Annotated in this window: 4 protein-coding genes and 1 pseudogene; all 5 read left to right on the top strand. The window is 42.9% G+C overall.

From position 1 onward, the window contains the following. A pseudogene (locus RDS42_RS14955) lies at nt 1-135 on the top strand (GTP pyrophosphokinase family protein); the annotation flags it as partial. An 11-nt stretch (nt 136-146) separates the two neighbouring features. After that, nucleotides 147-2,036: a YgiQ family radical SAM protein gene (locus tag RDS42_RS13140; protein WP_308784055.1), complete on the top strand. Its 1,890-nt coding sequence runs from the start codon at nt 147-149 to the stop codon at nt 2,034-2,036. An 18-nt stretch (nt 2,037-2,054) separates the two neighbouring features. Then, nucleotides 2,055-2,678: a hypothetical protein gene (locus RDS42_RS13135; RefSeq protein WP_308784054.1), complete on the top strand. Its 624-nt coding sequence runs from the start codon at nt 2,055-2,057 to the stop codon at nt 2,676-2,678. 7 nt (nt 2,679-2,685) lie between these two features. Further along, nucleotides 2,686-3,678: an RluA family pseudouridine synthase gene (locus RDS42_RS13130; protein ID WP_308784053.1), complete on the top strand. Its 993-nt coding sequence runs from the start codon at nt 2,686-2,688 to the stop codon at nt 3,676-3,678. Beyond that, on the top strand, nt 3,662-3,950 hold a 289-nt coding region (lepB, locus tag RDS42_RS13125; protein ID WP_308784052.1), incomplete at its 3' end, for a signal peptidase I. The genes RDS42_RS13130 and lepB, both read left to right, overlap by 17 nt.

The following is a 3,950-nucleotide window of genomic DNA, read 5'->3' as shown; positions in this document are numbered from 1 at the left end:
AAACGTGAAGTGGAAAAAATCCAGAATGAATTCCTTCGTGTTTTTCAGACAAAGGATCTTCAGCAACTGGAGCGTTTCCACAGACAGCTTGACATTATTGCAGAGGGCTACCGCGCACAGTCAGTAGCATTTTAGGAGCAGATTACATGCATAATTTTTTACCAGTAACAGCAAAGGAAATGAAAAACAGAGGATGGAACCAGGTTGATTTCGTTTATATTACCGGAGATGCCTACGTGGATCATTCTTCTTTTGGCTGTGCCATCATAAGCCGGCTTTTGGAGAGCCGGGGCTATCGGATCGGGATCATATCCCAGCCCGACTGGCGTAAAAAAGAAAGTATCCAGGTGTTTGGGGAACCGCGCCTGGGTTTTCTTGTGACAGCCGGAAATATGGATTCTATGGTGAACCATTATACGGTTTCAAAGAAACATCGGCAGAAGGATGCCTATTCTCCAGGAGGTAAGATGGGTCTCCGACCGGATATGGCAACAGTAGTCTACAGCAATCTGATTCGTCAGACGTATAAAAATACACCGATCATCCTGGGCGGGATCGAAGCAAGTCTCAGAAGACTGGCTCACTACGATTACTGGCAGGATCAGGTGCGCAGAAGCATTCTGCTGGATTCCGGCGCAGATCTGATTTCTTATGGCATGGGTGAGCATTCTATGATCGAGATTGCAGAAGCGCTTGACAGTGGGCTGCCCATCGGAGAGATCACTTATATTCCCGGAACCGTCTATAAAAGTAAGACGCTGGATATGGTATATGATCCAATCATCCTTCCGTCTTATGAGAAAATCCGGGATAATAAAAAAGCATATGCGGACAGTTTTGCGGTTCAGTACAAAAACACAGATCCTTTTACTGCAAAACCCTTGGCTGAAGATTACGGTACCCGGGGGTACGTGATCCAGAATCCCCCTGCAAAACCATTGACGCAGCAGGAAATGGATGATGTTTATGATCTTCCCTTTGCCGGAACCTGGCATCCGATGTATGACAGGCTGGGTGGAATTCCTGCTCTTGAGGAGATCAGGTTCAGTCTTACCAGCAACCGGGGATGCTTTGGAAGCTGCAGTTTTTGTGCACTTACTTTTCATCAGGGACGGATACTGCAGACAAGGAGTCATGATTCTATTATAAAAGAAGCGGTACATATGACAGAGGATCCGGCATTTAAAGGATATATTCATGATGTTGGAGGCCCAACGGCAGATTTTCGCCAGCCTTCCTGTGAGAAACAGCTGACAAAGGGTGTCTGCCAGAATCGTCAGTGTCTTTTTCCGGAGCCGTGTAAAAATCTGACTGCAGATCACAGCGATTATGTAGCGCTTCTTCGTAAGCTTCGCAAGATTCCAAAGGTCAAAAAAGTATTTATCCGTTCAGGGGTGCGTTTTGATTATGTAATGGCAGATAAAAGTCCTGTGTTTTTACAGGAGCTTGTGAAGTACCATATCAGCGGGCAGCTCCGGGTTGCACCGGAACATGTATCCGATCAGGTGCTTCGCTATATGGGCAAGCCATCTCATCAGGTTTATGAGAAATTTTTAAAGGCTTATGAAAAGGAAAATGCAAAAACAGGGCAGAAGCAGTATGCAGTACCATATTTTATGTCTTCTCATCCAGGCTGTACGGTAAAGGATGCGGTGAAGCTTGCTGAGTATGTTCGTGACCTTGGATTTACGCCGGAACAGGTACAGGACTTTTATCCCACACCGTCTACTCTTTCTACCTGTATGTACTATACAGGGATCCATCCTCTTACAGGCGAGAAAGTATATGTTCCAAAAGACCCTCATGAAAAAGCTGTCCAGCGAGCTTTGATGCAGTATAAAAATCCTGCAAACAGAGTTCTTGTACTGGAGGGGCTTAAAATGGCAGGACGGATGGATCTGGTGGGATTTGGACCAAAGTGTCTGATACGTCCGGAGCGTGGGAAGACTGGAGAAAAAACAAAAAACAAGGAACAGACAGGAAGAAAATATAGCAGAAAAACCATCCGGCATACCCATCAGAAGAAAAAGAAATAATATATCAAGGAGTATTACATGAGCAAAAAAAATACTGGAAAATCAGCAAAAAAAGGCGAATTTGGCTATATTGCAGCGGAAAAGAAAAGGAAACTGATCATCACGGCCATTTTGTTTGCAGTTCCTCTTCTGATATTTTTTACTGCGCTTCTATATTTTAAAACAAGACTGACAATATGGACGGTTGTTGCTGTAGTAGGATGTCTCCCTGCCTGTAAGATGATGGTAAATCTGATCATGCTGTTTCGGTCCCCGTCCATGGAGAAGTCTGTGTATGAGCAGATCCGGGAACATTGCGGTGACCTGGTCATGTCTTATGAAATGTACATGACCTTTTATGAAAAAAGCGCCTTTATTGATGCATTTGCCATCTGTGGAAACCTGGTAGTGGGATACAGCAGCGATCCTAAAATCGATGCTGCCTTTATGGAAAACGAAGCACAGAAGATCCTGAAAGGAAATGGATACCGCGCCACGGTTAAGATCTTTAAAGAGCTGAAACCTTTTCTGGAACGTCTGGATTCTATGAACCAGCACAGAGAATCACTGGAAGAAGGAATTAAATTCCGTCCGGATGAACGTTATCCGGAATTATCAAGAAATGAACTGATCCGCCATACAATTCTGGCGATCTGTCTGTAGGTGAATTATGAAACAGTTTATGATCAATCAAAATGAAGCAGGGCAGCGTTTTGATAAATATCTGGCAAAGCTTCTTCGAGAAGCGCCCAAGAGTTTTCTTTATAAAATGCTTCGTAAAAAAAATATTACCCTGAATGGAAAAAAAGCATCCGGAAACGAAAAATTGTCTGTTGGAGATGAGATCAGGATTTTTTTAAGTGATGATACCTATCTGAAATTCAGCGGCACTGAAAAAGCTCCCAGGGCAGAAACAAAGCTGGATATCCTTTATGAAGACAGTCATATGCTTCTGATCAATAAACCAGCCGGAATGCTTTCGCAGCCTGATGACAGCGGAGTTCCTTCTCTGGTAGAATATGTGACAGGATATTTGCTGGGAACAGGCAGCATAACAGAAGAGGAACTTACAACTTTCAGACCTTCTGTATGCAATCGTCTGGACAAAAATACCAGTGGTATCGTGGCAGCAGGAAAAAGTCTTTCCGGACTTCAGGAGCTTTCGGAACTTTTTCACGACAGAACTGTCCATAAAGATTATCTGTGCGTGGTAAAAGGTGTTCTGAAAGAAAAGCGTCATATGAAAGGTTATCTGAAAAAGGATGAAAAGCTGAATAAGGTAACCATATATAAAACTCCAGAAGAAGATGCTCAGCCCATTGAAACGGTGTATACACCTCTGGGCAGTAATGGAAGGGTAACGCTTCTGAAGGTAAGACTGATAACAGGACGCACTCATCAGATACGTGCTCATCTTGCGTCTCAGGGTTATCCTCTTATGGGAGATGCGAAATATGGAAACAGAGAATTTAACAGGAGTGTCCGTGAAAAATACGGGCTGAGACATCAGCTTCTGCATGCATACTGTCTGACGTTTCCAAAACTTACCGGATGTCTGGAAAGCATATCCGAAAAAAGTTTTTACGCGGAACCGCCGGAATTATTTACTTATATCATCAAAGAAGAACAGTTAGAGGAGAGTTATCATGAAAATCTGGAATGAAATCTGGGATTATGTAAAAATGATCATTATTGTGGTTGTGATCGTACTTTTTGTGAATAATTTTGTACTTATTAATGCGAAAATTCCTTCAGAATCTATGGAAAATACTATTATGACCGGTGACCGTGTCTTTGGTTTCCGTCTGGCATACGGAATCAATGCAGATATTTTCGGAAATCACATTTCCAGGAAAATGAAGGATCCGGAGCGTTTTGATATTATTATTTTTAAATATCCGGATGATGAGAGTCAGCTTTTTATCAAACGTCTGA

This window comes from uncultured Blautia sp. (assembly GCF_902497045.1).
Lineage (GTDB): Bacteria > Bacillota > Clostridia > Lachnospirales > Lachnospiraceae > Blautia_A.
Note: the sequence above shows the minus strand (reverse complement) of the source record. Positions and strands in the feature narration are given on the sequence as shown.